Source organism: Pseudomonas sp. CLCA07, assembly GCF_053615335.1.
Genome location: NZ_CM132131.1, coordinates 1,942,198 through 1,968,200, shown reverse-complemented (window position 1 = coordinate 1,968,200; position 26,003 = coordinate 1,942,198). Strand labels below are relative to the sequence as shown.

25 protein-coding genes are annotated in these 26,003 nt (G+C 55.2%); 6 read left to right on the top strand and 19 right to left on the bottom strand.

The window, feature by feature from the left end; genetic code table 11:
- Position 1 precedes the first annotated feature (1 nt).
- The gene (msrA, locus tag ACWGZX_RS08965) at positions 2–706 is read left to right on the top strand and encodes a peptide-methionine (S)-S-oxide reductase MsrA (protein WP_452628083.1); all 705 of its coding nucleotides are present in this window, start codon (positions 2–4) and stop codon (positions 704–706) included.
- Between the two features lie 24 nt (positions 707–730).
- On the opposite strand, the gene ACWGZX_RS08960 is transcribed toward msrA, so the two are convergent.
- Positions 731–1,744, bottom strand: coding sequence for a diguanylate cyclase (locus tag ACWGZX_RS08960; protein ID WP_452628082.1), 1,014 nt, complete (start codon positions 1,742–1,744; stop codon positions 731–733).
- 74 nt (positions 1,745–1,818) lie between these two features.
- Positions 1,819–2,724, bottom strand: coding sequence for a LysR family transcriptional regulator (locus tag ACWGZX_RS08955; RefSeq protein ID WP_452628081.1), 906 nt, complete (start codon positions 2,722–2,724; stop codon positions 1,819–1,821).
- A gap of 102 nt (positions 2,725–2,826) precedes the next feature.
- Here ACWGZX_RS08955 and ACWGZX_RS08950 point away from each other — a divergent pair, with 102 nt between their 5' ends.
- Positions 2,827–4,002, top strand: a complete 1,176-nt coding sequence (locus tag ACWGZX_RS08950) for an acetylornithine/succinylornithine family transaminase (RefSeq protein WP_452628080.1) — start codon at positions 2,827–2,829, stop codon at positions 4,000–4,002.
- 242 nt (positions 4,003–4,244) lie between these two features.
- Here ACWGZX_RS08950 and ACWGZX_RS08945 read toward each other — a convergent pair whose 3' ends face one another.
- From ACWGZX_RS08945 to ACWGZX_RS08920, 6 genes are all read right to left on the bottom strand, one after another.
- Entirely contained in the window at positions 4,245–4,742 is a 498-nt protein-coding gene (locus tag ACWGZX_RS08945) for an adenylate kinase (protein WP_452628079.1), read from the bottom strand.
- A 14-nt stretch (positions 4,743–4,756) separates the two neighbouring features.
- Positions 4,757–6,679: an alkaline phosphatase D family protein gene (locus tag ACWGZX_RS08940; protein ID WP_452628078.1), complete on the bottom strand. Its 1,923-nt coding sequence runs from the start codon at positions 6,677–6,679 to the stop codon at positions 4,757–4,759.
- 115 nt (positions 6,680–6,794) lie between these two features.
- Entirely contained in the window at positions 6,795–7,016 is a 222-nt protein-coding gene (locus ACWGZX_RS08935; RefSeq protein WP_452628077.1) for a formate dehydrogenase subunit delta, read from the bottom strand.
- On the bottom strand, positions 7,013–9,895 hold the full coding sequence (gene fdhF / locus ACWGZX_RS08930) for a formate dehydrogenase subunit alpha (protein WP_452628076.1): 2,883 nt from the start codon (positions 9,893–9,895) through the stop codon (positions 7,013–7,015). Before fdhF ends, ACWGZX_RS08935 begins: the two co-directional genes overlap by 4 nt.
- Positions 9,892–11,433, bottom strand: a complete 1,542-nt coding sequence (locus ACWGZX_RS08925; RefSeq protein ID WP_452628075.1) for a formate dehydrogenase beta subunit — start codon at positions 11,431–11,433, stop codon at positions 9,892–9,894. The genes fdhF and ACWGZX_RS08925 overlap by 4 nt, the downstream gene beginning before the upstream one ends.
- Complete coding sequence (locus ACWGZX_RS08920; RefSeq protein WP_452628074.1) at positions 11,430–11,906, bottom strand: formate dehydrogenase subunit gamma; 477 nt, start codon at positions 11,904–11,906, stop codon at positions 11,430–11,432. Before ACWGZX_RS08920 ends, ACWGZX_RS08925 begins: the two co-directional genes overlap by 4 nt.
- 331 nt (positions 11,907–12,237) lie before the next feature.
- Here ACWGZX_RS08920 and ACWGZX_RS08915 point away from each other — a divergent pair, with 331 nt between their 5' ends.
- The gene (locus ACWGZX_RS08915) at positions 12,238–12,606 is read left to right on the top strand and encodes a PH domain-containing protein (protein WP_093226569.1); all 369 of its coding nucleotides are present in this window, start codon (positions 12,238–12,240) and stop codon (positions 12,604–12,606) included.
- A gap of 318 nt (positions 12,607–12,924) precedes the next feature.
- Here the strand turns inward: ACWGZX_RS08915 and ACWGZX_RS08910 are convergent, their stop codons facing one another.
- From ACWGZX_RS08910 to ACWGZX_RS08895, 4 genes are all read right to left on the bottom strand, one after another.
- Positions 12,925–13,425, bottom strand: coding sequence for a DUF3916 domain-containing protein (locus tag ACWGZX_RS08910; protein WP_452628073.1), 501 nt, complete (start codon positions 13,423–13,425; stop codon positions 12,925–12,927).
- A 185-nt stretch (positions 13,426–13,610) separates the two neighbouring features.
- A complete protein-coding gene (locus tag ACWGZX_RS08905) occupies positions 13,611–13,841 on the bottom strand; it encodes a DUF7683 domain-containing protein (RefSeq protein ID WP_452628072.1) in 231 nt (76 codons plus the stop codon).
- A gap of 20 nt (positions 13,842–13,861) precedes the next feature.
- Positions 13,862–14,983, bottom strand: a complete 1,122-nt coding sequence (locus ACWGZX_RS08900; protein ID WP_452628071.1) for an S-type pyocin domain-containing protein — start codon at positions 14,981–14,983, stop codon at positions 13,862–13,864.
- A 275-nt stretch (positions 14,984–15,258) separates the two neighbouring features.
- Positions 15,259–15,570, bottom strand: a complete 312-nt coding sequence (locus ACWGZX_RS08895) for a DUF3077 domain-containing protein (RefSeq protein ID WP_452628070.1) — start codon at positions 15,568–15,570, stop codon at positions 15,259–15,261.
- 727 nt (positions 15,571–16,297) lie between these two features.
- Here ACWGZX_RS08895 and ACWGZX_RS08890 point away from each other — a divergent pair.
- Positions 16,298–17,434 (top strand): ImmA/IrrE family metallo-endopeptidase, encoded by a 1,137-nt coding sequence (locus ACWGZX_RS08890; RefSeq protein WP_452628069.1) that lies wholly within the window; start codon positions 16,298–16,300, stop codon positions 17,432–17,434.
- Complete coding sequence (locus ACWGZX_RS08885; protein WP_452628068.1) at positions 17,431–17,928, top strand: DUF4411 family protein; 498 nt, start codon at positions 17,431–17,433, stop codon at positions 17,926–17,928. Before ACWGZX_RS08890 ends, ACWGZX_RS08885 begins: the two co-directional genes overlap by 4 nt.
- Before the next feature lie 132 nt (positions 17,929–18,060).
- Here the strand turns inward: ACWGZX_RS08885 and ACWGZX_RS08880 are convergent, their stop codons facing one another.
- The 4 genes from ACWGZX_RS08880 to ACWGZX_RS08865 form a co-directional block, all read right to left on the bottom strand.
- On the bottom strand, positions 18,061–18,390 hold the full coding sequence (locus ACWGZX_RS08880) for a hypothetical protein (protein ID WP_452628067.1): 330 nt from the start codon (positions 18,388–18,390) through the stop codon (positions 18,061–18,063).
- Positions 18,391–18,719: 329 nt separating this feature from the next.
- On the bottom strand, positions 18,720–19,535 hold the full coding sequence (locus tag ACWGZX_RS08875; RefSeq protein ID WP_452628066.1) for a hypothetical protein: 816 nt from the start codon (positions 19,533–19,535) through the stop codon (positions 18,720–18,722).
- 902 nt (positions 19,536–20,437) lie between these two features.
- Positions 20,438–20,950 carry a hypothetical protein gene (locus tag ACWGZX_RS08870; protein ID WP_452628065.1) on the bottom strand — a complete coding sequence of 171 codons (513 nt, stop codon included), beginning with the start codon at positions 20,948–20,950 and terminating at the stop codon, positions 20,438–20,440.
- Positions 20,947–21,915: a hypothetical protein gene (locus tag ACWGZX_RS08865; protein ID WP_452628064.1), complete on the bottom strand. Its 969-nt coding sequence runs from the start codon at positions 21,913–21,915 to the stop codon at positions 20,947–20,949. The genes ACWGZX_RS08870 and ACWGZX_RS08865 overlap by 4 nt, the downstream gene beginning before the upstream one ends.
- Positions 21,916–22,296: 381 nt before the next feature.
- Here ACWGZX_RS08865 and ACWGZX_RS08860 point away from each other — a divergent pair, with 381 nt between their 5' ends.
- Positions 22,297–22,776, top strand: coding sequence for an HNH endonuclease (locus ACWGZX_RS08860; RefSeq protein ID WP_452628063.1), 480 nt, complete (start codon positions 22,297–22,299; stop codon positions 22,774–22,776).
- A gap of 94 nt (positions 22,777–22,870) precedes the next feature.
- Here ACWGZX_RS08860 and ACWGZX_RS08855 read toward each other — a convergent pair whose 3' ends face one another.
- The 3 genes from ACWGZX_RS08855 to ACWGZX_RS08845 are packed head-to-tail and all read right to left on the bottom strand — an operon-like array spanning position 22,871 to position 25,981.
- Entirely contained in the window at positions 22,871–24,136 is a 1,266-nt protein-coding gene (locus tag ACWGZX_RS08855) for a hypothetical protein (protein WP_452628062.1), read from the bottom strand.
- Complete coding sequence (locus ACWGZX_RS08850; RefSeq protein WP_452628061.1) at positions 24,102–25,292, bottom strand: helix-turn-helix domain-containing protein; 1,191 nt, start codon at positions 25,290–25,292, stop codon at positions 24,102–24,104. Before ACWGZX_RS08850 ends, ACWGZX_RS08855 begins: the two co-directional genes overlap by 35 nt.
- Positions 25,289–25,981, bottom strand: coding sequence for a hypothetical protein (locus tag ACWGZX_RS08845; RefSeq protein WP_452628060.1), 693 nt, complete (start codon positions 25,979–25,981; stop codon positions 25,289–25,291). The genes ACWGZX_RS08850 and ACWGZX_RS08845 overlap by 4 nt, the downstream gene beginning before the upstream one ends.
- Positions 25,982–26,003: the final 22 nt, after the last annotated feature.

Genomic DNA, 26,003 nt, shown 5'->3' with positions numbered 1-26,003 from the left:
CATGAAAACCCTGTTCACCTGGCGCCGTACCCTATTGGGAATGGCCGCTGCCGGCGTTATTAGTCAGTGCTCGGCATTTTCGTTCGGTGCCGAAGAATCCGTCGTCATCCCCCCGCCAGCTGTGGATGAAACGACCCAGGCCCACAGCGAAAAAGTGGTGTTTGCCGGCGGATGTTTTTGGGGCGTCCAAGGTGTTTTTCAGCACGTTAAAGGTGTGAAAAAAGCTATCTCTGGTTACGCCGGTGGTGCCGCCAACACCGCCCACTATGAACGGGTCAGCGAGGGCAATACCGGCCATGCGGAATCCGTCGAAGTCACTTACGATCCGGCTCAGGTCAGCTACGGGACGTTGCTGCAGATCTATTTTTCGGTGGCCCATAACCCCACAGAACTGAACCGCCAGGGCCCCGACAGCGGCACTCAATACCGGTCGGCGATTTTCACTGAGAACACCGAACAGCAACGCATTGCCCAGGCTTACATCGCCCAGCTCGACGCCGCTCATGCGTTCAACAAACCCATTGTGACCAAGTTGGAAACCTACAACGGTTTCTACCCGGCAGAGGAGGAGCATCAAGATTTTCTGACCGAGCACCCGACCTATCCGTACATCGTGATCAACGATCTACCGAAAGTGGCGCAGTTGAAACGGTTGTATCCCGATCGGTACCAGGAGAAACCGGTGTTGGTGAAGGCAGGGATGTGAATGGCAGTTGATGCCGGGGTTTATTCACCCCGAAATCACATTCTTGCCCGCCACCTTCGACCGATACAGCGCCTGGTCGGCCCGGGCCAGCAATCCGGTCTGTTGTTCTTCTTCGAAGCGCTGGACCACGCCGAAACTCATGGTCACTTGAAACGCGCCCACAGGTGGCAAGCTCAGCAGGCCATCGCGGATTTTTTCGGCGAGGAGCCTGGCATCAGCCAACGAGGTAGCGGGAAGGATCATGATGAACTCGTCCCCCCCCCATCGCGCCAGCAGATCACCTTCGCGCACGTAGTGCTTCACGCTCTCGACCACCTGCACTATTGCCGCATCACCCAAGGCATGGCCGTAGTGATCGTTGATGATCTTGAAGTCGTCGATGTCCATGGCGATCAGGGACAGGGGGCGTCGAAAGCGTTGTGCTCGTTCGCATTCCTGAGGCAGGGTTTTTTCCATCAGGTAGCGATTGGCAATGGAAGTCAGCGTATCGGTTTCTGCCAGTTTGCGGTTTTCTTCGAGTTGAACCTGAAGCTGCTGGTTGACCTGAGACAACTCCCGGGTTCGCTCTTCAACGGTCGCTTCAAGGGAGTGAGCGCGTCGTTCCAACTCTTCGAGCAGACGTCGCTTGTCGTCGATGCTGCGGTGCGCACCGACCATCCGCGCTACCGTGCCGTCGGCGTTGCGGGACAGCACATAGCCGCGGTCTTCGATCCAAAGGTAGCTGCCGTCCAGCATCCGGCAGCGGTACTCGGCCTGATAGGTGGGCGCGCGCTGTTGCAGGTAATCATCAAACACGGCCATGACTGAGGGGTAATCTTCAGGGTGGATGAGGTTCTCCCAAGTCAACGCAGTGTTGTCCAAGGAATGAGGCTCGTAACCGAGCATCTTGTACCAACCGGGGTTACGGTAGACAAAACCTGTGTTGGCGTTCCAGTCCCAAATACCGTCGCTGACCAGTTCCAGAATAGTGTGGAGCAGGTCTTCGCTAAAATCTGACACATTGAGTTTCAATGGCTTGATATTTGTCGCTTCCCCCATCACCACTCTCCCTGACGCACAGCTTTCAATTGATTCGCCTGGCGTCGAGATTAGTGCATGGCGCATTGCCACGCCTAGTACTTGCCCCATAACTGCATAGCAAAGTCGACGAAATGGCGTAATTTCGGTAAGCGGTAGCGATCCTGAGCGTACACAAGGTGCATCGGCCGGCTCGGCAGTTGATAGTTCTGCATCAACGCCACCAGTTTTCCGTTGAGCAGGTCCTGTTCGACCAGTGCATCAGGCAACATCACGATACCCATCCCGGTTCGAGCAGCCTGATGCAACCCTGCGGAGCTATTGATCAGCATCGGACCACTGACGGCCACCATCACTTCGCCTTCCGGCCCGCTCAGGCGCCATTGTTTTGCGACCGATTGCCAGTCATCCCCGACCGGGTAGGCAAAAGACAAGCAATCGTGATGTTGCAGGTCTTCGGGTTTTTCCGGCGTGGTTCGGCGTGCCAGGTACTCCGGTGATGCGCACATGGTCAGGGTGTAATCGATAAGCGGGCGGGCGATCAGGTTGGACGGCTCAATGGCGCCCAAGAGAAACGCCACATCGAGGCCGTTTTCGAGTAGATCGGGGCGCCCGTTAGTGAGCACCACGTCCAGTTTGACCTGTGGACATTGCAGAGAAAATTCGCTGAGCGCTGGCGCAAGCTTTTCCGTGCCAAAGGTCAGCGGTGCCGTGATGCGCAAGATTCCACTCGGCGCGTCCTGACTCTGTTCGGCCAGGCGTTCGGAATCGGCCACCAACCCCAATACTTCAAGACAACGCAGATAATACGCGGAGCCGAATTCCGTCAGGCGCTGGCGCCGTGTCGTACGGTTGAGCAAGCGCACGCCCAGACGTTGCTCCAGTGCGCGCAGGTGATTGCCGACCATGGTCGTGGACATTTCACACTGCTGCGCGGCGGCCGTCATGCTGCCAGCCTCCACCACGCGTACGTAAACGGTCATTGCCTGGAACAAATCCATTATCAAGCTCGGCTTTAAGATGATTGAAGTATTACGGCGTTTATCCAGCTCAGGTGGCTAACCATACTGCAAAAACACCGACCATTGATGGAGCTTGATGCCATGACCGCCGCCTGCCTGATGAGCACTTACCAACCGCTGGCCCTGAGTTTCAGCAGAGGGCTGGGTACGCGCCTTTGGGATGAGGCCGGTCGTGAGTACCTGGACGCGGTGGCGGGCGTGGCGGTGACCAACGTTGGCCACTCCCATCCTCGAATCGTCTCGGCGATCAGCGAGCAGGCTGGCTTGCTGTTGCACACGTCCAACCTCTACAGCATCGATTGGCAACAGCGGTTGGCCCGGAAACTGACGAATTTGGCGGGCATGGACCGGGCGTTCTTCAACAACTCCGGTGCCGAAGCCAATGAAACCGCGCTGAAACTCGCACGGCTTTACGGTTGGCACAAAGGCGTCGAGCAACCGCTGGTGGTGGTCATGGAGAATGCTTTTCATGGCCGGACATTGGGCACTTTATCCGCCAGCGATGGCCCGGCGGTGCGCCTGGGCTTCAATGAGTTGCCGGGGGATTTCGTCAAAGTGCCGTTCGGTGATCTCAGCGCACTGGATCACGTGCAGCAGGCCTACGGCCAACGAATCGTGGCGATCCTGATGGAGCCGATCCAAGGCGAAAGCGGCGTCCAGTTGGCGCCGCCCGGTTATCTCAAAGCGGTGCGCGAACTGTGCAACAAACGCTCGTGGTTGATGATGCTCGACGAAATCCAGACCGGCGTCGGCCGCACCGGTCAATGGTTTGCTTTTCAGCACGAAGGCATCGTCCCGGACGTCATGACCCTGGCCAAAGGCCTGGGCAACGGCATCCCTATCGGCGCCTGTCTGGCCCGAGGAAAAGCCGCCGAACTGTTCACCCCCGGCAGCCACGGCAGCACTTTTGGCGGCAATCCGTTGGCCTGTCGTGTCGGTTGCACCGTGCTAGACATCATTGAAGAACAGGGTCTGCTGGAGAACGCCAGGCTTCAGGGCGAACGTCTATTGGCTAGATTGCGTAGCGAGTTGGCGGACGATCCGAACGTCCTGGCGATCCGTGGTCAAGGCTTGATGATCGGCATCGAACTCAAGCAGCCGATCCGCGACCTGACCCTGATCGCCGCGCGGGACCACGGTTTACTGATCAACGTGACACGGGGCAAGACCATTCGCCTGCTACCGCCGTTGACGATTGATGAGCGGGAAGTGGAGATGATTGTCAGAGGGGTTGGTCGGGCCGTGAATGCGGTTTGATACACAATTGATCGTTCCCATGCTCTGCGTGGGAATGCCTCTTGTGACGCTCTGCGTCACGCTTTTGGGGACGCGGAGCGTCCTTGGCTGCATTCCCACGCGGAGCATGGGAACGATCAACGCAAGTATTGAATGTGCCACCGTCATCGCGAGCAGGCTCGCTCCCACAGGGGATTTGGGATGGTTCATCGGCTCAGTGGCGTTCGCAAGAGCACAGCCGCTCCGCTGAGCTTCGCTAGAGGCTAGGCATGCAACGTGGTGTTAGCGAACTCGCTGATTTCGGCTAGATCCATGAGTTTGATTTTTGAGCCGTTGAACCCTTTGAACAATTGCTGGTGCGCGGTAAATCCACTGGAGTCCTCGCGCATCCGATAACTGGCGGCCCATTCCAGCAACGCCATCAGCAACTCGTCATTGTCTGGTTTTTGTTCTCTCTGACGAATATTGGCAACACAGTTTTTGTCATCAACACACAACCAGATCAGCGCCGTTGCCCGGTGCATAAGCTCGCTGACGATCCAGCCATAAACGCCTTCGATCACCCACTGTTCTTCATCGGCCGCAACCCGCGCTATGTCCAGTGCTGCAGCATACGGGCGGGCGATGCTGTGTTCGTCCGAGATCCAGTGAATTTTATCGAGATCAATCCATGGCACCTTGAGTTGTGCTGCCAATCGTTCCGCCAGCCAGCTTTTGCCAGAGCCAGAGTTGCCGATGATCAGCGTTCGGGTGAGGTTCATGGTCACTCGCCAATTCAGTCGTCATGTTCAGGCGCAACCATCCGGGTCTTGGGTGAGCCGTTTGAGTTGTGCTGATAAATGTCCTGGGGTTGTCCTTTCTCATTGAAGAACACCTGGCCGATGCCTGCCGAGTTCCATAGCCGTTCGCCGGCCTCGGCATGTTCGGGGGTGTGCGGGACGATGCGCATGCGGCGGCGTTTGGTCAGCCAGTTAAGTGGCGAGCGCGGCGAATAGAGCCAGCGATTGAGGCGGTCGAACCATTCGAGCAGTCGGGGCGGGAATTCGTTTTTGATGCCGCTGCTGGTGATCTGCCAGATTTTCGGGCCGGCCTTGCGGTGTCGGATAAACACTTCGTAGACGAAGGAATAATGCACATCACCGGACAGCACCACGTAGTTACCCGGTGTGCGCGAGTGTCGGAAAATGTTCAGGATCACTTGGGCGGCGCCGCGATGCGCCATCCAGTTTTCAGCGTCCACCAGCAGTGGATAACCGAACCAGCTGAAAACTTTCTGTACGGTTTCGATCAGTTTGACGCCGAAGATCGGCGCGGGTGAAACGATGATCGCCGATGGATGGTCGAGCAGTTCCTGTTGCAGTTCGCTGAGGGCTTCCCAGTCCAGCAGGCCGGACGGTTGCTTGAGGTTCATCTCGCTGCGCCAGCGCCGGGTGCGGGTATCTATCACCACCAGTGCGGGCGTGGTGGGCAGCACGTAATGCCACTGTTGAAAGCTCAACAGCGCATCAATCAAATCATCCTGCACCGGACTGTCGAGGTAACGGTCGCCCCCGGTGACGCAGAGCAAGCGGGCTTTTTCCAGTACACCGCCAAATGCATCCGGGTTGTTGCCCCAGCCCTGGCACAGCATGTAGGCGATCAAGGCGTTGCCGATGATGCGCTTGGAGAACGGATGGCCGTAGGCCGTTTCCTCCCATTGCGCGGACAGATTCCAGTCGTCGGTAATGTCGTGGTCGTCGAAGATCATCAGGCAGGGCAGATGCGCCATGGCCCGTGCGGCACCGCCCAGGCCCGAGTTGAAGTCATCGATACAGGTTTGTTCAACAGCAAACAGTTTGTGTCGTGCGAACGTCAGCGCCGGAGGTTGCGGATTGATCAGTGTCCAGGGCGTTGGCGACCAGACCAGCAGGTACATGGCCATCACCTCGGCGAAGGTCATCAGGTGATTGTCGGCACTGCTGCTGGTGAAAATCGGCTTACGCGCGCCGCCGAAAAATCGATCACGCAGGGTTTCATTGCTCTTGAGCGCTGGTAACAAATCCGCACGGTGGTAGTAACTGGCCGGGTGTTCGTAGAGTTTTGCGCTATCGCTGACCACGGCGCCTTCGAGGCGTTCTTCAAACAGGCCCAGCCGTTCGATCAAGGCATGGATCGCCCGCAACATCGGTCCTGCAACATCGTCGGTGTAAATCTGATCGCCGCTCATCATCAACAGCGCCGGCCGCTGCGAGGCGTCCTGTTCCTCTGCCAACAAACGGTCGACACAGAGCAAGCCATCGGTGGCCGGGAAATGCGGTTTGCGGCAGGAACCATGCAGTAGCTGATCAATGCGCGAACGCAGGACAAAGTTCGGGCAACGCGCTTCGCCGTAGAGCAGATGCGGGGCCCACTCGGCGATGCCGGTCATTGCGTCATCGATCAACAGGTCGTACTCGATCAGTGTGTCGCAGGGCAGGGCAGTCGCCAGCGGCACATCGATCAAGTGGATAAATGCGTGAGTGCCGATGGGGATGACAGTGCACTGCCCGGCATCCAGGCGGATGTCGGCGCAGTTTTTCAGGCGCAACGTCAGCGACAGCGCGCGGGATCCGACGAGCCACATGACCAGCCGTGCAGGTTCCAGCCGCCGTAACAGCGGGCCGACCAGCACCGGAGGCAGTGAGTTGCAATCGTCAGGCAATGGCAGAGATACGGACATCCGGGTTCAAGGCTCTTGGCACACAGGTCGGCGATGATAGCTCAAGTGGTCGCCTTTTCCTGTTAAGCGGGAGCCGCGATTCCTCACGACCCCACGCCCAAGGGTTCCTGTGAACCTAAGCCTCCCAGCCCGCCCCACTGACGGCTGCCTGCGCCAGTGGGTGCATGTCCGCCCCCTGATGCTCCGTCTGCCAGGCCAGCAATTCCTTGCGCATGCCGGGCGTCCAGTACATTTTCAGGTGATTACGCACGCCGAGCACGGCCTGTTGTTGGTCCGGTTCGCTGGCGAAGTACTGGGCGATCTGGTTGGCCATTTTGATCAGGTTTTCAGTGCTCATCGGCGTACCTCGGCTTTAGTGCCACGCGCCTGACGGCGTTCGTTGAGCAGACGATGCTGTTCGTCGCTGAACTCCTGATAGCGTTTTTGCCACTCGGAAGGGTGGTAGACGCGGCTGACCTCCACGGCGGTGACCTTGTACTCCGGACAGTTGGTGGCCCAGTCGGAGTTGTCGGTGGTGATGACGTTGGCCCCCGATTCAGGGAAGTGGAAGGTGGTGTACACCACGCCCGGGGCTACCCGTTCGGTGACCCGCGCACGCAGGACGGTCTGTCCGGCGCGACTGCCGATGCCGACCCAGTCACCCTCGTTGATGCCACGACTCTCGGCGTCGGTCGGGTGGATTTCCAGGCGGTCTTCATCGTGCCAGGCGACGTTTTCGGTACGCCGGGTCTGGGCGCCGACGTTGTACTGGCTGAGGATGCGCCCGGTGGTCAGCAGCAGGGGATAGCGATTGTTGACCTTTTCCTCGGTGGGCACGTAGCCGGTGAGCATGAAGCGCCCCTTGCCCCGCACGAACTCCTCGATGTGCATGGTCGGCGTGCCGTCCGGTGCTGCGGCGTTGCATGGCCATTGCAGGCTGCCGTGGCTGTCCAGTGCTGCGTAGCTGACGTTGGTGAAGGTCGGCGTCAGGCTGGCGATTTCATCCATGATTTCTGACGGGTGCGTGTAGTTCATCGGGTAACCCAGCGCGTTGGCCAGGGCCACCGTGCCTTCCCAGTCGGCCTTGCCGCCCAGCGGTTCCATGACCTTGCGCACCCGAGAGATGCGCCGCTCGGCGTTGGTGAAGGTGCCGTCTTTTTCCAGGAACGAGCTGCCCGGCAAGAAAACGTGGGCGAACTTGGCGGTTTCGTTGAGGAAAATATCCTGCACCACCACGCACTCCATGGCCGACAGCGCCGCGGTGACGTGCTGGGTATTCGGGTCGCTCTGGGCGATGTCTTCGCCCTGGCAATACAGGCCCTTGAAACTGCCGCCCAGGGCTGCCTCGAACATGTTGGGAATACGCAGGCCCGGGTCGGGTTGCAGGGTGACGTTCCACGCCTGTTCGAACTGCGCCCGTACCACTTCGTTGGAAATGTGCCGGTAGCCGGGCAGCTCGTGGGGGAAGGAGCCCATGTCGCAGGAGCCCTGAACGTTGTTCTGCCCCCGTAGCGGGTTCACGCCTACGCCTTCGCGGCCGATGTTGCCGGTGGCCATGGCCAGGTTGGCGATGCCCATGACGGCGGTGCTGCCCTGGCTGTGCTCGGTGACGCCGAGGCCGTAGTAGATCGCCGCGTTGCCGCCGGTGGCATACAGGCGGGCGGCGGCACGGATGTCGGCAGGGTCTACGCCGCAGATGGTGCCAAGCACTTCCGGCGAGTTTTCCGCGCGGCTGACGAACTCGCTCCAACGAGCGAAATCGCTGCCCTCGCAACGGGCGTCGATAAAGGCCTGATTGAGCAGACCTTCGGTGACGATGACGTGGGCCAGCGCGTTGAGCATGGCGACGTTGGTGCCCGGACGTAGTGCCAGGTGCACTTCGGCGCGGGCATGCACCGAGTCCACCAGATCAATGCGTCGAGGGTCGATGACGATCAGTCGCGCGCCTTCACGCAGACGGCGTTTGAGCTGGGAGGCGAACACCGGGTGAGCATCGCTGGGGTTGGCGCCCATCACCAGGATCACGTCGGCCTGCATCACCGAGTCGAAACTCTGAGTGCCGGCGGACTCGCCCAGGGTTTGTTTCAGGCCATAACCGGTCGGCGAGTGGCAGACCCGCGCACAGGTGTCGACGTTATTGTTGCCGAACGCGGCGCGCACCAGTTTTTGCACCAGGTAGGTTTCTTCGTTGGTGCAACGGCTGGAGGTGATGCCACCAATGGAATCGCGGCCGTATTTTTGCTGCAGCCGACGGAATTCGCTGGCGGCGTAGGTCACCGCTTCATCCCAGCTGACTTCCTGCCAAGGGTCGTTGATATGTTTACGGATCATCGGCTTGGTGATGCGATCCGGGTGGGTGGCGTAGCCCCAGGCAAAGCGCCCTTTGACGCAGGAGTGGCCGTGGTTGGCGTGGCCGTTCTTGTCCGGAACCATGCGCACCAACTGGTCGCCTTTCATCTCGGCACGGAACGAGCAGCCCACGCCGCAATAGGCACAGGTGGTGATCACACTGCGTTCGGGCTGACCCAGTTCGACCACGCTTTTTTCCATCAGGGTCGCGGTGGGGCAGGCTTGCACGCAGGCGCCGCAGGACACGCATTCCGAGTCGAGGAAGTTCTCGCCACCGGCAGCGGCTACGCGAGATTCAAAACCGCGCCCGGTAATGGTCAGGGCAAAGGTGCCCTGGGTTTCTTCGCAGGCGCGCACGCAGCGGTTGCAGACGATGCACTTGCTCGGGTCGTAGTCGAAGTAGGGGTTGGAAGTGTCCTTCACGTCGGCGAGGTGATTGTCGCCTTCATAGCCGTAACGCACCTCTCGCAGGCCGACTTGGCCGGCGACGGTTTGCAGCTCGCAGTTGCCATTGGCCGAGCAGGTCAGGCAGTCCAGCGGGTGATCGGAGATGTACAACTCCATGACGTTGCGGCGCAGCGTGGCGAGTTTCGGCGTCTGGGTATGCACGCTCATGCCTTCGCTGACCGGTGTGGTACAGGACGCCGGGTAGCCGCGCATGCCCTCGATTTCCACCAGGCACATGCGGCAAGAGCCGAAGGCTTCCAGGCTGTCGGTGGCACACAGTTTGGGAATGGTGGTGCCCAGCAGCGCGGCGGCGCGCATCACCGAAGTGCCTTCGGGCACGCTGATGCTGCGGCCGTCGATGTTCAGGGTGACTTGCACCTGGCTGTCGCGGGCCGGAGTGCCAAGATCGATATCGGTTTTCGGGTCGAAGAGAGTGATCATTGTTCGGCCTCCGAGGCTTGCAGACCGAAGTCGGCGGGGAAGTGCTTGAGGGCGCTGACGACCGGAAAGGAAACCATGCCGCCCAATGCGCACAGCGAACCGTATTGCAGGGTGTCGCACAGGTCCTTGAGGATGATCACCTGTTCATCGCGACCGTTCTGGTCAGGCGCGGCCAGCAGGCGGTCGATCACCTCCACGCCGCGGGTCGAGCCGATGCGGCATGGCGTGCATTTGCCACAGGATTCCTCGGCGCAGAATTGCATGGCGAAGCGCGCCATATGGGCCATGTCGAGGCTGTCGTCAGCCACCACCACACCACCGTGACCGAGCATGGCGCCGATGCCGGCGAACGCTTCGTAATCCAGCGGCGTGTCAAATTGCGAAGGTGGCACCCAGGCGCCGAGCGGGCCACCGACCTGAGCGGCTTTCAGCGGCCGGCCACTCGCGGTTCCGCCGCCGTAGTCTTCCACCAGTTCCCGCAGCGTCAGGCCAAAAGCCCGTTCCACCAAACCGCCACGACGAATATTGCCCGCCAGTTGGAAGGGCATCGTGCCAAGAGAGCGGCCCATGCCGTAATCGCGATAGAACTGCGCGCCCTTGGCCAGAATCAGCGGCACCGAGGCCAGGGTCAGCACGTTGTGCACTAGCGTCGGCAGGCCGAACAGCCCCTTCAACGCCGGAATCGGTGGCTTGGCACGGACGATCCCGCGCTTGCCTTCGAGCGAGTCCAGCAGCGCGGTTTCCTCACCGCAGATGTAAGCGCCGGCACCGACGCGCACTTCCATATCGAAGGCCTGGCCGCTGCCGCCGACATTGGCGCCGAGGTAACCGTTAGTTCGGGCAATCTCCAGCGCCTCATTTAACGTGGCGATGGCCTGTGGATATTCCGAGCGCACGTAGATGTAGCCGTAGCTGGCGCCGACGGTGATGCCGGCAATGGCCATGCCTTCGATCAGCAGGAAGGGGTCGCCTTCCATCAACATGCGGTCGGCGAAAGTGCCGGAGTCGCCTTCGTCGGCGTTGCACACAATGTATTTCTGCGCCGCTTGAGTGGCGCGCACCGTGCGCCATTTGATCCCGGCCGGAAACGCCGCGCCGCCACGGCCACGCAGGCCCGAATCGAACACCTCAGTTGCAGTTGGCTCGCCGCCAATGGTGACGGCTCTTTTCAAACCCTCGAAACCGCCATGGACTCGGTAATCGTCCAGCGATAGCGGCCGCGTAATGCCGGCGCGGGCGAACAGCAGGCGTTGTTGAGACTTGAGATAAGGCAACTCTTCTACAAGACCCAAGGCTAGCGGATGAGCGGAGGGCTCGCCTTGCAGCGCATCGAGCACCGACGGCACATCGGCAGCCGTCAGCGGGCCGAAGCCGATACGGCCTTGCGGAGTGTCCACTTCCAGCAGCGGTTCCAGCCAGTACAGGCCGCGAGAGCTGGTGCGTTGCAGGTCTAAATTAGTCTGATTTGAGAGGGCCGAGGCCACCTCATCGGCACCGACGGCACGGGCCAGGGAATCACAGGACAGATAGAGGCTCATACGTCCTCCCGGCAAGCATCAAGCAGGGCATCCAGACGCTCGGCACTGAGCCGCGCATGCACCTGACCATCCAGCTCAAGTGCCGGCGAACAAGCGCACGCGCCGAGGCAATACACAGGGCGCAGACTGATATTGCCGTCGGCACTGCTGCCGTGGTCATCCAGTTGCAGGCGATCGCGCAACTGCGCGGCAAGCTCCTCGGCGCCGCGACTCTTGCAGGACTCAGCCCGGCACAAACGCAGAATATGCCGGGCCGGCGGCGCGGTGCGGAAGTCATGGTAAAAACTGATCACCCCACGAATCTCCGCCTGACTCTGATTGAGGGCGTGGGCAATCTCGGGGATGGCGGCATCGGGGATGTAACCGATACCGGCCTGAATCTCATGAAGGATGGGCAACAGAGCGCCGGGAATGCCTTTGTGGCGCTCCAGCAGGCTGTTGACCATTGGCAGGTGCAACATCTCATCAGGCATTCAGCAATCCTCACGGTCACGGACAAACCAGGCGGTTGTCGGTCGTCCGAAAGTGTCGGCTGCGGCATTCACACCACGTCACGGTATCGTGGCATTGTCAGGCCGTTGGCCAGGGCACCCTGAGCGGGCATCTTGTTGTGCCCGGCGCGGTCTTTGCCGCACCTTTTATAGGGCATTAAGGCAGCTTGCCACGCTGGTATTGATTCGACTGCACCAAAGCGACGTGTTTGGTTCTTTCTACGACTACCCGTTAAGTCTAGACGAGGCCCAGCCCAAGGCGTCGTACGCAACTCGTACTCGGGACATACATTCAAAAAACAGGGAATGACAGATGATTGATTTCAACAACAAAGGCTTCTTCAAACTCAAGCAAAACGAAGAATACGCCGAACGCGTCAGCGCGCTGCTGCTGGAAGGGGAGCAGGTCATCGACGCCTACAAATCCATGCGCGACGGCGTGGTGTTCACCAACAAACGCATCATCGCCGTCAACGTGCAGGGCATCACCGGCAGCAAAAAAGACTTCACCTCGCTGCCCTACAAAAACATCGTGGCGTACTCGGTGGAAACGTCCGGCACCTTCGACCTGGATTCGGAGCTGGAGATTTACTTTTCGTCGCTGGGAAAAGTGAAGTTCGAATTCACCGGCAGGACATCGATGGTGGAAATCTCAAAACTGATTTCCCAGCACCTGCTCTGACCCGAACGCTCAACGGCCCCGAAAACCTCGGGGCCAACAACGGCCTCCAGCTGCAACAATTGCGTTACCGCAGAAATTGCTTAACTGACCGGCATTAGGGCTTGCCCGCGAAAGCGCCAGACCAGCCAACATCAATGCTGAAAGCTAGCCACTACCTCCCAGCCTTCGCCTCCGCCCGCTTAGGTGTCGGTACAAACCAGTGTTTTATGTGGCGTCGACGTTGACATGGTGATCGGGCTTCGACAGCATCAATCTCAATCGCGCCCTATTGATGTGTCCAATTTCATTAGGCCAGATCAGCCTGCTCGCTAAAAGCAGTCAGGCCGGTTCCCCGATGCACCACCACTGCACTGCGACCTCCTCGTCAGGCTGAGTAACGTCATGCCCGTGCTCAATGAAATTTGCTGGCATGTGCAACGCAAGATCACGACTGATCCGCTCTGGCATGAGCGCGTTAGTTTCACCGAGAAAACCCAAATAATAGTCACGGTCATAGAAGACGGTGACCTCGCTCTGATGAACCCATGGCCACGTCAGCAGGCAAGCGACGCGGTAGTAACCTTGAGAGTGGTCAGCAGCGTTGGACAGGTGACTAGCGGCTTCGAGCAGTTGCTGAATGCAGAAGGCCTGAACTTCGATCGCGGCTTGCGGACCTTCGACCAGGGCCGCATGCACCGGGATCTTCCAGTGTGTGTAGCGCTCCATTTGCGCGGATCGCGGGTAAAACTCGTCGCGAAAACTGGAGGCCCAGTGCTCCAGAGCGCGAAGGCGGCGGGGAATGCCTCTGAGTGGCTTGTTGCTGAGGGCGATTTGCCGCATTGATACGTCCTTGTGATGCCGAAAAAGTCTTTCGTTGTTGTCAGCTGGGGTAATAGAAAAGTGGCAGGTCCATCCTCACTTCAACCATACCCCTGCCAGTATCAGTAGGTGTGAAGAGGCTGCAACCCTTATTTCAAATCGGACTTATCTAGATGGCCGCAGAATGGACGCGCCGACAAACTTCATCAGGCACTACAGGACAGTTGAAAGATGTAATCCGGACTGCTGAAGGCTTTTCCAGTCATACTTTCAAGGCGCCTTATCTGATCTGGCGTTAAGTCGTATTCATAAATGGCGTCTTCCGGCTCACTCCACGCCATAAGCTCTGCCAATTGATCGAACTGGTCGGCAGGGATTTCAATGCTGAACGCTAGCTCCTCAGTTCCCTTGTCGAATGCAAGAATCTCATGCAGCATTTTTTTGACTCCTATCAAAGTTACTTTGGCGTGGTTCGGCCTGGCTCGGCGTCCTTTGCTCGTTCGCCCGTGTCAGGGTTGAACTCTCCCAAATGCTTGCCTTGTTTGTCGTAGAGCTCAACCCTGCCATTCTCGTAATCCCATTCATAAATTCGTCCCTTGCGGTCTTTCCAGCGTTTTCGCTTATGTCCACCACCTTTGACAGAGCTCTTTGATGGACTGAGTACGGCATCTGGAAAGGCCGTCAATCCTTTGGGGGCGGGGTGATAGCTGTGGTCGCCGCCGATAGGTCGCGAAAACACCAAGTACAACGAGCTCAGGCCTGAGTCTGCCGGAAAGACCAGAATGCAGTCATCGGCCTCTATGCCGTCCTCTGCCGAATAGCCCTCGATATGGGAGTCTGTTTCTTCCGGGATCGGGTGTACTAGGATGGTGCCTTGGCTGTTGCTGGCATCTGGGTGGACCATTGGCGGTATGCCTGATCGTCCTCTAGGTGTCCACAGGATGGTGGCGCCATTTAGCTCGGCTTCGATCGCGGTCTTGGTGGCGTTCCACTGGGCTTGCACCGTACGGACCGTGTCATCACCTGACGGGCCGGTATGGATGCCGTAAACCTGCAACGCGCCCTCAACATCGCGGCGAAACTGAAAGCGAACGCGGGTCGGAGCACGGGTCATGCTGCGTAGCTGATCGTCGGTATAGAGGGTGCCGTCGCCCATTTTGGTCGGAAGCATGCCCAGCACAAATACGCCGGCAGGGCTTCCGCGCAATGCCCAAGTGAATCCCTGTTGCATGATGCCGCCACCCGCCATGCGCCCCAGTACAGCGTCGAAGCCTAGTGCAAGCCCGGCAGCCTGTGCCGCCGACGGGACAAGCATCGACCCAGCCAGCATGACCTTGCCAAAGTCCGAGGCGGGCATGGGGTCGCTACCGGCGTGAGTACTCCCCCAGTTTTCAGGTGTGCAGCACTTGGCAAAAACCGGGTCTGTACGCTCCTTGGGAATTGGCCATTCATCTTTGGGGATATATTCCGGCTGTGGCGTCGGGGGCGGATTCCAGCCGGCCCACGAGGCGCCACCGTTCGGACGTTTTCGGCGCCAAATGTCGTCGAAAGGATGTTTTTTCCGTGTGTCCATGGTCATGACAATCCCTGTGTGACTTCGTCTCGAGACAGGAGATTGTCGGTCAGCTCGCTTCCCAGTCAATTTGACTCGGTAACCTGAAGTTTCAGACTCTGCGAGGTACGCAAGATCCGCTGCGGGCTTCGTACGTATCAAGCTGTAAGCCAATATTCATGGACGCCATCACACAGTCCTTCTGCGGGAGCGAGCCTGCTCGCGAAAGCGCCGGTTCAGCCAACATCAATGCTGAACCCACTGCCATCATCACAAGCAGTCCGCTCCCCATTTTTCAGCCACTACCCTTCAGACTTCGCCGCCGCCCGCTCAGGTGTCACCACAGAACTCCGATCCCGCCCAAGCACCTTCACCGCATCATCAACCACCGCCTTACTCATCGCCGTCAAATAATGCGCAGCCCAGGCATGGCGGTCGGTGTCCGTAGCGTAAGCGGCATCCTCATTCAGCTTCTTGGCGAGAAACAGAAAGTCAGAAGCCATGGCTAACGCATCGCCGAGGGGAACGCCGCGAGTGACGTGGAAGAGTGGTTGATCGGCGCAGTAAATGGCGGGGGTTAGGCCGATGGTTTTTAGCTCTGATTGATCTGTCATTGGCCACCTCCGATGACGGAGAGGCAGAGGGAGAGGGTGGACGGTGGGGCGTTACGCAATTGGGAATTACGTAGAGGGAAAAGCCAAATTTTGTACGGATCCATACTGCACATTGCGAAGCTCCTTAATTTGAAGAGCTGCCACAATTCGTTACCAAGCGAATGGGTGGCAGCTGTGCGCAGGTTGGTAAACCGGGAAATCAAGGAAACCGGCACGTCCGAAGACGTCCCACGCACAGCCGCCATAACGCAGATCGCAGGCGAAAAAAAAGCGCCTGCGAACGCATAGCACTGTTGCGCAGTGATTTACCTCGGGTTACCAAGCCCGGTCGCTGAATTGGCAGCGACGGTGGGAGGGTATCGTGGGGATCTCGTTACTGCAACCCTCCAAATTTCGGCGTAATAATCTGGTCGATCGCGGGGTGAACTCGGGTTATAAAGTCGCGGCGTCGAGCCGCACTTAAGTCATGAAATGCGTTGAAATACAGTGGTGCCATCTGTCTGCGGGTTACATATTTGCGCTTCGAGTCGTTGCGTATTTACCTCATACTCGCGTGCTTCTTCCGACGTAGCTCTGCTACTCGACTAATCTGTAGACGCAGCCCACTAGACCATTAATAGCCAAGGAGAAAGGCAATGCCAGATAACCGGACCCCGCGTCAGTCGGCTGCATCTGCAAAGGATGCTCTCGAACGTTTGCTGGACCCATCTGATTTGCCAGTGACCCTATGAGCCAAGCCGCCTTAGTCAATCCAAGCCTGCTCACATGGTCTCGGGAGCGCGCAGGTCTCTCCACTGAGCAGGTTGCTAAAAAGCTGCCAGTGAAACCTGATCGAGTAGAGGAATGGGAGGCTGGCGAGACCAAACCAACATTCCTTCAGGCTCAAAAGTGGGCGAGTCTCGCTCACATCCCTTTTGGCTTCTTGTTTCTTCCGCGCCCTCCAGTCGAACAACTGCCTTTACCTGATCTTCGGACCGTCGGTGGGATTGCGCCTCAACGTCCCAGTCTGGAGTTGTTGGACACTGTCAGGGACTCCCTGCGTAAGCAGGACTGGTACCTGGAGTATCTGCAACACCAGGAGCATCAGCCGCTGGCATTTGTCGGTCGCTTCAACAGCCGATCTCGAGTCGCAGAGGTGGTGGACGATATCCGCCGGACGCTCGGCGTAAACCCTGACGCTGCTCGATTGGATTACGACAAATACAGCCGTGCCTTGATCGAAGCGGCAGAAGCGGCTGGCATCTTGGTTATGCGCAGTGGCATTGCGCTAGGAAATACTCATCGCAAACTTGAAGTCAGCGAGTTCCGGGGTTTTGCCATCAGTAATACCCACGCCCCCGTTATATTCGTCAACAGTTCCGATGCCCCCACTGCCCGCTTGTTCACCCTGCTTCACGAGTTGGCCCATATCTGGATTGGTAGCAGCGGAGTGTCTGACGGAAATACCGCCAATGGTCGAGACGAGGAACGATTCTGCAATGCAGTTGCAGGTGAATTTCTGGCTCCCGAAGCCCAGTTCCGCGCTCTGTGGAACGCCGATGTTAACTGGGAAGAAAACCTGGCTCCAATGGCAACTCGGTTTCACATCAGTAAATTGGCGATTGGTCGCCGCGCATTAGATCTTGGATACATAAGCCAGACCCAATACAGCGCTTACTATCGAATGATCCTCAAGGCTTTTCAGGATGATAAAGGTGGCGCGGGTAACTACTACCGCAACGCCACCGCGAAAAACAGCCCTAGCCTAAGCAAGGCGGTGCTGACTGAAGCAATGAGTGGCCGGATGCTGCTGCGCGATGCGGGGCATTTGCTCGGCGTGCAACCTGCCAAATTAAGGACTCTCGCCAGCATGATTACGGAATGAATCATTTACTCGACGCTAACACGCTGATTGAAGCAAAAAATCGTTACTACGGGATGGCTATCTGTCCTGGGTTTTGGCAATGGTTACTACTTAAGAATAAAGCATTGGCTTTAGCCAGCATTGCACCTGTAATGGATGAGCTAACAAAAGGGCATGACGATCTGGCGGATTGGGCGAAGGACAATTGTGATTTCTTTCACTCCACCACCGATCAGGATACGCAACTGGCATTCATGCAGGTTGCGGGGCTTGTGGCTGATCAAGCGCCTAAGATGAAAACAGGCGCTATGGACGAATTTTTAGCAGGTGCTGACCCTTGGTTGATTGCGAAAGCAATGACTACAGGGGCTACAGTCGTTACTCATGAAGTGCTAAATCTCGATGCTAAACGAAAATTCATTATTCCCAATATTTGTAAGGAGCTGAATGTTCCTTTTTTGAATACGTTCGAGTTGTTGCATAGGCTTGAAGCAAGGTTTGTGTTGCCTGCTTGAAGTAAGTGACTTACTCACATCGTTTGGGGCTTGAAATGTTTAGCAGCGTGAATGGACATAAATCCGAGAATACGTGGCAGCCAGCGTCGGTGCGACTATCGGGTATACCGTTTTTTAGGCTGCTCCCTTCATTCATTGAATATCTTTCAAATAGTTCTTGAGCGCGATGAGCGGGGGATCAATCTGCTCCATCGTCTGCGTAGCGCTGAAATCTGTCGCTAACCTACCCAGCTCACGCCCCAGGACTGAATCAACCCCGCCGATAGCGTTCAGCGCCAATCTCACGCATTCATCAACTTTTGCCTGAATCACCTCAACATCCCCTCGACGCACCAGCAACCCAAACACCTCCCGCTCATAATCACTCATCAGCAAATCATCCCGCAGAATCGGACTCGAATCCTCCGTCTCATAAGAAAGCTTGAGGCAGAACAGGGCGACGGTTTCCAGCAGCAGTTCCATGGGGTGAATCCTTGATAAGGGTCGTACCGGTCGAGGATGCGAGAAATCAAAAAGCATCGCCAGCAAGCCGGCTCCTACAGGTCGGCGTTGCGTCAGGCACTTTTCGGCAGACGAAAAAAAAGGCCTTGCTAAGCAAGACCTTTCTTAATTTTGGTGCCCGAGGGAGACTGGAGCATTCCATATAAATCAAGGCTTGCGGGTGAATTATATATTCAGGGATACAAGGAGGGATACAAGCCTCCTGCTACTGGAACCGTTTCCAATGAGATTCGTCGAGTAAACCCTGAAGACGTCGTATTGGCGAATTCTACAGGACACCCTTTCGTTGCCTAGGGCCATCGCTTCTTCCGGAGTACATATTGACGGTCTAACCACAGAAAGTCGAAAAACTCACTGAGCACCGGCACACGGTCTCCATGGGGATTTATGGAAACTGCCACTGCGTCGGCGGCGTAGCCCGCACTCACGACAGAGTCACGAAGTGGCGATAGAAGGGTGCATATTTCCCATACCAGGTACTTTGAAGCCGTATCTAAGGCTGACGGTTCAGAGAATGCCGACGAGAGGGTCAGTGGGTTGCCTGCAAGATCGCTAGCGAATACAGCTGCATGGCCTTCCAGCGCTTCAGCAATGGCTATGGCCCGAGTATTGATTTTATGTTTTGCCGCATCACTCATTTTTGAGGCAATGGTGTGCTGCAGAATCTCGTTCCATTCGCTTAGTGGGTCGCGCTGTGACTTTCCTGATGCTAAGGCGTCGAGGTTCGCGTAACGCATGCCCGTAGCGAAGTCGGAAAGAAATGCTACTACACGTGTGCACAAAGGATCGGTTGGAAAGGGCGTTGATAGATCATATCCGCGAGCGCTGGCTACATTGGATACATTGGATATTAGAGTTCGCAAATCATGGCCATACCCTTTGACAACTGGGCGCCCTGGAGCCTGAAGCTGATTCTGTGCCATGTGATCTAGGATCAAAGCCAGCTTTGCTAACCGTTCAATTCCTATCGCGAGCTGAAAGAAGGCGGTGTAGTAGCGTCCCTTCTCATTCAGGTTTGCATTGCGCAGCTCTGTCAGACCAATCGTGAGGCACGACTGAATTACGTAGCCTTCCTGTGAAAGGGTTCTGAATAGCTCACCGTACATGCCACTCTCCTGCCTAAACTTCTCCTGAGGATGCATCTCTCCGAGACCAACGTTAGCGGATTTGCGTAGAAACGGATGAAAAATCTGCCGGGGACCCTGAGGGAAGTCCTTTGACACGGGGTCGGAAACCCGCGGGATCGTGGTAGCGGCGGCTTACCCAGCTTACTGAAATTTCAATGTTGAAATTGAAGGGATATTGAATAAAAAGGGCCACCTTTACCGCATCTGTAAAGGTGGCCCGTCGTGTTGATGATTGTGAACACCAGAGCACCGTCAACCGCGGGGATCGATGTCAACCACGTCAACCTGTCAACCAACGTGAAAAAACCTCCCACTATCACGAAGGCGCGGGTTTTGTGCCCCGTGTCTATCCAAAATACCCAGGGTCCCCAGCGACATCCCAATCCATAGTGCAAATGCGCTGGTGAACAGCAATTCACTCGGTTCACCTGTTCACTAAGCTGGGCATTTTTCCGCTGACACGATCACGCGGGTTACCGCCCCCCGTGTAAACAGTATCTATCAGGGACTACGCATATCTAGGGGGCAATCGTGAAATTTGAAAAAGATGTGGCTTTCTGTCGCTGTGGGCATTACGACGAAAGGGCGTGGGATTTGCGGTATCTTCTCAAAGAGTGGTGTAACAGGTGTAAATTGTGTAACGAAGCTCGGTAAGTCATTGAATACGTTGGTTTCTATCGTGTTACACGGTTCATGATATTTTGCGTACACCCAATATAAAAGGGTGGATGGTGTAACGCTTTGGCCGTTGATATCGGAAGAAAGTGATGTGCAAACAATCTTGCAATCCTCAAAGAGTGCCACTTCTATGCCGTCATTTGTGCAGCCTAGGCATGTTCCTCTAGTGTCGGCTGCGGCCCCTGCGGTATTAGTGATGGGGGTTAGTGCGAGGGAGGCTTATTGCCCGTCTCGCGTTGTTCCCGGTCTTTAATTACCTTCTCGAGGTCTTCAACTTGACGTTTGGTTAGGCGCCCTGGTAGTGCGAATGACATAGACATTGCAAGTGTCGCGAAAAAAAGCAGGATACGTTCCAGCCAGGTTTGCATATTCCATTCCCAATCAAACTTTAACTGGCAAACAAATGCCAAGGTCAAAGTTACTAGGTACATGTAAAAAAGGAGTTGGTGTTTCTTTAGCTCTCTTTTGACTTTATCCAAGTAAAATGTGTCCTGCCTCCAAGTCCTTCCCTTTAAGGCTCTGTCATTTGCCACTACTGCGATAATGGCCGCCAAGAAGCCCGCAAGGATAGAGAAGATCGAAACAAGGGAAGCTAATGCTTCGTCGTTGTCATGATACTTTGGTTGAAAAAACCAGCCGGCAATTCCTGCCCCGCTGACGACTACGAGCGCTGTAACTAGCTTTCGCCAACTGATCTTTGGTTTATCCGGTTTCACCGTAACCACTCACCTATATGTTGGAGTTGCTCCCGGTACTCAGTGAGCTTCTCCCAGACCTCAGTAACATCCAGGTCATTTGTGTTTTCGCGCCGCTTCAAATTAGCACTTTTTACTCTGATCAGATCATCAGGGGTAATTTTAGTGCCGCTTCGGGTAATCACGGTGAGATTAACGCCTGCTGGCATTTCGGCTAGCAGGTCGCTTCCTAGTGACTCGACCGACTCCAGCACTGATTCCTTGGCACGTGAACCACCTTTTGCTTTGATAATAGTAGAGACTTCCAATTCTCCCCAGTCCTCGGCAAGCATCTGGACCTGGGCCTGATCCTGCTCCTCTTCGACAAACGACCTCAACATTCCGGTGAACTGATTCCAGGCGGATGTTGGCGAGGCTTCTGCATCATTCAGTAGCTGGGTAGCAGCATAGAGAGAACTCTCAATGTGCAGCTCTTTAATTCCTTCCCGAGCAAGGACGGCTGCCCGATCGCGATTAGAAACCGGCTTCAGTGCGAAGACGTTTGCCGCTCTACCTCCTGGCGAAGCCAGCTCTATGAGCTCTCTTAGGTAGGCTGCAACAGAGTCGAGGCTGAATGAACCGTCAACTATGATCAGCAGATCTCGTTCCTCTAGAAGAATATAGGCATCAGCGTGCTTGAAAACGCGATTTGGAGGCGGAGCTTCGAGGAGGTCGTGGTCCTGGATAGCGCGTACGCGAAGGCCCATTGTGCTCATTTGTTCATTTGGAGCACCTGCTCCAATCGCCAGCATTAGGGGGCTAGCCGAAGTCCGCTGGCGAATGGCGACAGTTCCCAGTAAACCCATTTGAATCTGGGTTTCCTGTACAGATGGCAGTCGCCTAATCGCGTTACGAACCAATGATTCCAGGCTTTCTCGGGGTGCAGTGTTTCGGTTATAGCTTGCACGCACGTAGTGAATTCGCTTGGGGGCAGGGCGACGCGGCATTTAGAGAACTCCTTGTATGTCTGCACCATACTGAACTAGCCGCCCAACGTTTCCAAGAGGGGTGTTTAGGAGCGTTTAAATCAACAACTGCGTACCGCCTCGCATCGACCTCTCTTTTTTCGGAGGGTAGCTGAAAGATGCATTTTCGTTACGAGGTGGGAACAGCAGAGCGACCGCCTTCGCCCCGATCTAGACAGTCAGTCGTGACCATCACTTCGGTCGAAAGTCGATTATCAGGAGTGCCGGTCCTGAATAAAAGCAGCAGCTGGACAGCCCGCGGGAAAATTCGTAGCTTGCTCCTGCAAACGAAAGTCTTACTCTACATCCCACTTCAACCTGAATAGTTGGCGCCCGATGACAGGAACACGGCATTTTCCGAGGATGAATTACCACGTACTTCGCGGCATGCGAGAGATTGTCGCTTCTTCTCACCGGATGACAAAATTGGAGTGGGCGGACACCCAAAAAGAATTCGACGGTCGGTGCGCCTATTGTGGTGAAGTGCCTACTGCGGAAAATCGTGGTGTAGTCGCGGATCACCTCATTCCGGTTACAGCGTTCGGTGAGTTGGTTGTCGGCAATACGGTACCTGCATGCCAGACATGCAATGACTCGCGCGGTAACAAGGATTGGCGTACTTTCATTAAGTCTCGTCATCCACATGATGGTGCGTCGCGAATTGCTAAGATTGAGGGCCACATCGGTAAGTATAATTACAACCCATGTGGTCTTGAAGACTCCCTTACATTACAAGAGCAGGAAGAGTATCGAAAGATTTTAAAGCAGTGGGAGGAAGTGCTTGAACAAGCAAGAGCACTCAAACTAAAAGTCAATGCTCGTAAATCATTAAAAGGAATGTAGCTAATGGTGGCTCGGCTTTGATAAGCCTTGAGGCTATATGATAAGTACAAGTCTTCATCAGATGAGCGAGGCCTAGGCCTCGCTATTCCATAGTCTAGTATATGGTGTTCGCTATCATGTTTTTCCAGATTTCCCTTCGGTCTAGTTCTACACCCTTGTAAATAACCTGGTCAAAGGTGTCGTCCACAATTCTACGTCGCCCTTGGTCTTGGTAGACGTGGACATGAATACCTTTTTCCTGTGGTCTATTAGCAGTCCAAAGTACCGCCGGAGTGGATGCCCAGACATCAAAACGATTTCCATCGTATTCGTCTAAGTTTAATGTGCGGTCGGGAGAGATATAATTGTTACTTTGGTGGAACTGATCGTGCAAAGGCTTGAGTGGTGTAGAAACAATTGGGGAGGAACTCCATATGCTATCGTTGCCGCAGTTTCCGCAGAAGTGTTTTTTATGAGGTTTTACCGCGAAATCACCTAGATCAAGATGCGGATATCCGCATTTTTTACAACTGACACAGTCCATCTGCCAATTTTCTTCCAGTGAGCGAACGAACTCGAAAGCTGCTGGCGGTGTCACCTGTATTTTTGTAATCTCTTGATTTTGAAATAAACCTAACTGCTGATTGTATGAGCAGACTATGGCGTCGAAATCTCTATCCATAGCCTTTTTTTCCTCGCCAGCATATCTTTTGTGGACATGGATTTTCGGTGCTCTCCGAACAATAGGCTCACTAGATAAGCCGGGTGGGAGCGAGCACCAAATACCAATTTCCTCAAAGTCAATGAAGGAAATCTCGTGTGGATCTACCACATAACTCATACCCATCAAGTGGTTTCCGCACTTTACTTCACCTGACTCGTTAGCAGCAGCGAAGTCAGCTTTGGTGCCCCAATGTATTTGATGAGTTTTGCAATACCATCGTTTTTCGCCATGGCGGAATTTTCCGCATGGTATTATTTGACAAGGCAGCAACGCGTCAGTGCCAGCCTTACCTTCAAACATGCCGAAAGCCTCTTCAGAGCTTACCGCAATATTTCCAATTGTACGCCCAGGCGCCCAGCAGATCGCATCTGCAGGTGAGTAGTCATCGTGGTCAAAGTCTATCTCATCTTCGTCACCTACTTTTTTCAAATACTCTTTTCGAGCTAAGCCGGTGCCCTTGTTAGACCACTCACATTCCCAGACTTCAACTTTTCCATTTTCGGTATTCAGTTTTCGTGAATAAAACATTTTTACCTCATGGAGTAAAATGGCCAAGTATTGAACATGGCTAACTCTGTATTCAAGCACGCGATGATGCAGTTCATCGCTGAGCTGTGTTAAATTACGGTCTGTCGCGTCGTTTAAATGAGACAACATTTGATGTGGTGTCTATTGATTTTCGCAGAGCAGGGAAAGCATTGTTGTCTAACGTTGGTAGTTCACTTAAGAAGTCTGTTTCTAGTCCGCAAATACTTTCAACTTCTCTGCGGGCCAGCAAAAGATCTGACACTATTCCGCTCTTTGACTTAATGTTGTTGTCTAGTAGCGCTTTAACCGCGCGAGGAAGAAGGCGAATGCTCTCAGGGGGAGTGGAGTCATCCAGCGGCTCACCCTTAGACCATCCTCTGGCAGAATAGCTTTTTCTAAGTCGAAGGGTTTCGTCCTCACCAATAAGTCCAAGTTTGTTTGCTCGAAAAATTATAGCTGCCACTGAGACTTTCCAACGTCTTTTAAGGCCTAATAAGTTTTCCAGGGATGGATATCTAGGTAACTCCATGGAAAGCGATTCTTCAGGTAGTAAAAAGCAGCTCGCAAAGTAGTTCGCTTGATCTTCAATTTCTTTGTGGTGAAGTAAATCAAATGTGTTAATAAAACGGTGCATTACCAAATGACCCAGTTCATGGGCTGCGTCAAACCGACCGCGGTAGTAGTTGTTCTTGTCTTTTGATAATAATATATATGGCCTGTTGGTAGGCTCTTCCCACTGCGAAAGACCATCCATTTTTGTGTGCCCCTGATAGATCCTGGAGCAAATCACGCCGGCACTTTCAATTGAGAGTAGCACATTCTCTATTGGGCCTAGCCCTAGCCCCCACATATCTCTGCAACTCTGTGCATAATTTGCCACGTCTGATCGGTCAAGTTCTCGATGGTCAATTGCATTGGATTGAGGAAGTTTTATTTCTGGCCAATCTAACCATTTGGAGAAATATGCTGCTATCTCTTGTTGCCAGCCAATTTTAACGCGTGCTACGGTTCGCAAATCATTTGTGGTTGTTGCCAGGGTTCGAAAAAATATATTCGACTCAGTTTCTGTTGGCAGTTCTTTTGTAAACCAAGCTATTGGGCATTTCAATATCAATGATAAACTTTCTAGTGCTTCTGATTCGGGTAGGCTTTCGCCTTTCTCCCATCGCGTAACAGAGGATGGTGATTTTCCTATGCGATTACCTAGCTCTAACTTAGTAAGACCTGCAGAAACGCGCGCTTGTGTCAAACGAACCGGAACAAACCCGGATACTCCAGCTCTCATTTTGAATCTCTTGCCATATCAGCTTCAATAACATCAATTGCTTCTTTGATACGAACCACCGCACCATCAGTTTGCTCCACCGATTGAGCAGTTGGTCTGCTCGTAACTTCTGATGCGAAGACGGAGCACGACTTCAAATAATGCCAGCCTGAGAAGTCGGTGTAAGGAACTCCTATCTGAAGATCTACCATTTGATCCTGAGCAATAGTTGGCTTTGGATTAATATTGACGAGCAGCAGCCCTAAAGTTTGTGACGGCAACCGAGGTATATCTTTAGCAAAAAGATCAGGGGTATATCCTTCAAGCCGCGAGTTCAAAGCAGAAATAAGGGTGCGATGTTTGGCTCCTCGCGGGAGAGCTTCCCCTTGATTTACGCCGATTCTTCCGACTTGGAGGGGGCCAGACTTCAACACGATGTAGTTTTCACCAGAATGATCCGCTTGTAGGTCGGCTACCTCTACACCACTTGCCTCAGCTACCGCCCTCAAGGCGGTACTCAGTTTGTAATGTCGAAATTGGGGTAGGGCGCGCACCAACTCATGCCTGTGCAGGCCAAGAGTGACGTTCGCTGCGTGAAAGGCCATCCCATATGAAGCGTGGAGATCGTCAATCAGCCGGACCCAGAATTCCCGAGGGAAATGAGCCGATATCAAGCTTTCAATTGCTTCATGAACCTGGGTCTCGTTCATATTCTGCTGATTCCGTTATCTG